This window comes from Nocardia vinacea NBRC 16497 (assembly GCF_000308835.1).
GTDB classification, from domain to species: Bacteria; Actinomycetota; Actinomycetes; order Mycobacteriales; family Mycobacteriaceae; genus Nocardia; species Nocardia vinacea.
Genome location: NZ_BAGN01000343.1, coordinates 1 through 4,345, shown reverse-complemented (window position 1 = coordinate 4,345; position 4,345 = coordinate 1). Strand labels below are relative to the sequence as shown.

Sequence of the window (4,345 nt, the reverse complement as noted above, 5' to 3'; positions counted from 1 at the left end):
TGCAGCGTCTTCGGCAGCACCCCGTGGCGCATCGCCATGACCATCTTGATCACACCACCGACACCAGCAGCGGCCTGAGCATGACCGATATTCGACTTCAGCGATCCCAGCCACAGCGGACGATCCGCGTCCCGACCCTGCCCGTAGGTAGCCAAAAGGGCCTGGGCCTCAATCGGATCGCCCAACGTCGTACCCGTGCCGTGAGCTTCCACCACATCGACATCGACCGGCGAAACCCCCGCATTCGCCAGCGCTTGCCGGATCACCCGCCGCTGCGACGGACCATTCGGCGCGGTCAAACCATTCGACGCACCATCCTGATTCACCGCCGAACCAGCAATCACCGCAAGCACATCATGACCATTGCGACGGGCATCGGACAACCGCTCCAACACCAACATTCCAGCACCCTCGGACCAGCCGACACCATCGGCCGCATCCGCGAACGACTTACACCGGCCATCCGGCGACAAACCCCGCTGCCGACTGAACTCCACCAGAGTTTCCGGAGTCGCCATCACCGTCACGCCACCGGCCAAGGCCAGATCGCACTCCCCCGACCGCAGCGACTGCGCCGCCAAATGCATTGTCACCAAAGACGACGAGCACGCCGTATCCACCGACACGGCCGGACCCTCCAACCCGAGGGTGTAGGCGATGCGACCGGACACCAGGCTGCCGGCCGCGCTGTTACCGGTCCCCTGGGCGTAGTCGTGGTACATGACGCCGGTGAAGACGCCGGTCGAACTACCGCGCAACACCGCCGGATCCACACCTGCGCGCTCCAACGCCTCCCACGTGGTTTCCAGCAGTTGCCGCTGCTGCGGATCCGTCATCACAGCTTCGTTGGGACTGATCCCGAAGAAGTCCGCGTCGAAATCGGCAGCCGTGTGCAGGAATCCGCCCTCTCGGGTGTAGGACCTACCCGCACGGCCGGGTTCCGGATCGTAGATGCCGTTGAGGTCCCAGCCGCGGTCGACCGGGAACGTCGATACCGCGTCCCGGCCGGTGCGCACGAGTTCCCAGAGTTCTTCCGGGGACGTCACCCCTCCGGGGTAACGGCAGGCCATGCCGACCACGGCGATCGGGTCGTCGTCGACAGCCCTGACGGCCGTGACCTCGACATCGCGGCTCGTCCCGGCGAACTCGTCGGCCAGATACCGCGCCAAAGCCTGGGGCGTGGGGTAGTCGAACACCAAGGTCGCGGGCAGCGGGAGACCGGTGGCGGCCTTCAGCGCATTACGGAATTCGACAGCGGTGATCGAATCGAAGCCCAGCTCGTTGAAGGCCCGGTCCGCTGTCACCGCATTCGTGTTCTCGTGGCCGAGGACGGTGGCGATCTGACCGCGCACGATCTCCAGCAGCACGTCGAAACGCTCGCTGTCGGGAGTGCTCGACAGCCGAGCACGCAACGCCGCGGACGCACCGGAGGCCGCTTTGCGGCGCTGCGGGATCAGTGCGGAAAACAGTGCGGGCGCGGCGAATCCCGCAGAGCGCACGGCATCCAGATCCACCCGGGCGAGGACGAGGGCCGCCGTGTCCATTCCCGTCGCGGCGTCGAACAGGGCCAGACCCTGGTCCGCCGACAGCGGCAGCAGGCCCGACCGGGACATCCGGCGCCGCTCGGCGTCACCGAGCTCCGCGGCCATACCCCCGTCCGTGCTCCACAGACCCCAGGCCAGAGATATACCGGGCCGCCCGGATGCCCTGCGGTGCGCGGCCAGCGCGTCCAGGCAGGCGTTGGCCGCGGCGTAGTTGCCCTGGCCGGGGCTACCGAACGCACCGGCGACCGAGCTGAACAGCACGAACGCCTTCAAAGGCAGGTCGGCGGTCAGCTCGTGCAGATGCAGCGCGGCGTCGACCTTCGGGGCCAGCACCGCGTCCATCCGCTCCGGACTCAACGACGCGATCGCACCGTCATCGAGCACACCGGCGAGGTGGAAGACGCCCGTAAGCGGTTGTGCGGCAGGAACAGTGGCCAGCACCTCGGCCAGCGCACCGCGGTCGGCGACGTCACACGCGACGAACTCGACCTCGGCACCGAGCTGCTGCAACTCTTCTCGCAGTGCTGTTGCGCCGGGGCCGGATTCACCGCGCCTGCTGAGCAACAGCAGACGGCGCACGCCATGGGCGTTCACCAAGTGCCGGGCGAACAGCCCACCGAGGAAGCCGCTGGCACCGGTGATCAGGACAGTGTCGTCCGGATCGAAGGAACCGGTCGCTGGAGCGGTGGTCGAGACGACTCGCCCGAGTCGCGCTCTGTACACCTGCCCATCACGCACCGCCACCTGCGGTTCCTCTGACGCCAGAATCCCGCCCAGCAGACCGTCTATGCCGGAATCGGTATCCACCAACACGATCCGGCCGACCCCCTCGGCCTGTGCGGCCCGAACCAGGCCGCCCACCGCGGCACCGGCCAGATTCGAAATATCCTCACCGGCCACCGATACCGCGCCACCGGTCCGCACCACCAACACCGACTCACCGAACCGAGGCTCGGCAAACCACGACTGCAGCACCTGCAACACGCCATGAGTAGCGGCACGAACGGCGGCGGGATCATTGCCCGCAGGGCAGTCCAGCACTACCACTTGCGGAACCTGCTCACCCAGATCACCGAGATCCGCCCACGCCACTGCGGCAACCTCGTTCCCGGACACCGAGATCGCCGCCCAGCTCACATCGAACACAGCGGTACGAGAAATCGCAGTACCTGCGGTGAGCTGCGCGGGATCGATCGGCCGAGATGCCAAATGCCGCACCGTCGCCACCGCAGCACCGGTCGAATCCGCCAGATCCAGCGCAACTCCACGCTCACCGATACGAGTAAGCCGGACCCGCAAAGCATCGGCCCCCGCCGCATGCACAGTCACACCCGACCACTCGAACGGCAACGCCAGCCCAGCATCGTCCGACACTGTGTCATCGGCAAAACGCAAGGCATGCAAAGCCGCATCCAGCAACGCCGGATGCACACCGAACCGCTCCGCGTCGCCCCGCGCCGCCTCAGGCAACGCGACCTCGGCATAGAGCCCATCCGATCCGCGCCACACCGCCCGCAACGCCTGGAACACCGGACCGTAGTGATAGCCCTGCGCATCGAGAGAGTCATAGAGGTCCTCGACCGGGACCGCGGTGGCGTCGGCGGGCGGCCACTGTGCCAGGTCCGCCGGTGCGCCGTCGGCTCCCGGCACGAGGACGCCTTCGGCATGCAAAGTCCACGATGCCACCGAATCGGCATCGTCGTCGGGGCGGGAGAAGATCCGCACCCCACGACGTCCCTCGTCCGCACCGCCGATCACGACCTGCACCGCGACACCACCGGACTCCGGCAACACCAGCGGGGCACGCAGAATCAGCTCGTCCAGGCTCGAACAGCCCACCCGCTCACCGGCGTGCAGGGCGAGTTCGACGAGACCGGTGCCGGGGAACAACACGGTGTCCATGACCCGGTGGTCGGCCAACCAGGGCTGCGTCTGCACCGACAATCTGCCGCTGACGGCGACCACATCGGAATCCGGTTGCGACACCACCGCCGACACCAGCGGGTGACCGGTCGCGACGAGCCCCATCGACCGGGCGTCACCCTTGCCGGCGGAACCTTCGGGTATCCAATAGCGCCGGTGCTGGAAGGCATAGGTGGGCAGGTCGATTCGCCGCGCCCCCGTCCCGGCGTACAAACCGGCCCAATTCACCTCGGCACCGGCCACGAACAGCCCGGCCACCCCGCCCAACACGGCGGACGCATCGGCACGGTCACGACGCGCCAACGCCACCACCACCGCGGCCTCGTCGTCGAGAGTCTGCGCGATCATCGGGGTCAGCACGGCATCGGGGCCGACCTCGGCGAACCGGGACACACCCAGATCCGCCATCGCCGCAACAGCATCCGCGAACCGGACGGTGTCCCGGACCTGACCGACCCAATACGCCGGATCCGACATCTCATCGGTGATCCGTGCCCCGGTCACCGTCGACACCAGCGGGATGCTCGGAAGTGAGAACGCCAAACCCTCGATCACCGAGGCGAACTCGGCCAGCATCGGCTCCATCAGCGCCGAATGGAAAGCATGCGAAACCCGCAACCGGTGCGTCCGCCAACCACGCTCGGCACAAGCCTCAGCGGTAGCCACGACATCGGCTTCGACACCGGACAGCACCACCGACGACGGACCATTCACCGCCGCGATCGACACCCCATCCACCAGCAGCGGCCTCACGTCGGCCTCCGACGCACCAACCGCGACCATCGCACCACCAGAAGGCAACGCCTGCATCAACCGACCACGCGCAGCCACCAACACACACGCATCCGCCAGCGACAACACCCCAGCCACATGCGCGG

1 protein-coding gene is annotated in these 4,345 nt (G+C 67.4%); it reads right to left on the bottom strand.

The window, feature by feature from the left end:
- On the bottom strand, positions 1–4,298 hold a 4,298-nt coding region (locus ON44_RS33930), incomplete at its 3' end, for a type I polyketide synthase (protein ID WP_245567448.1).
- Positions 4,299–4,345: the final 47 nt, after the last annotated feature.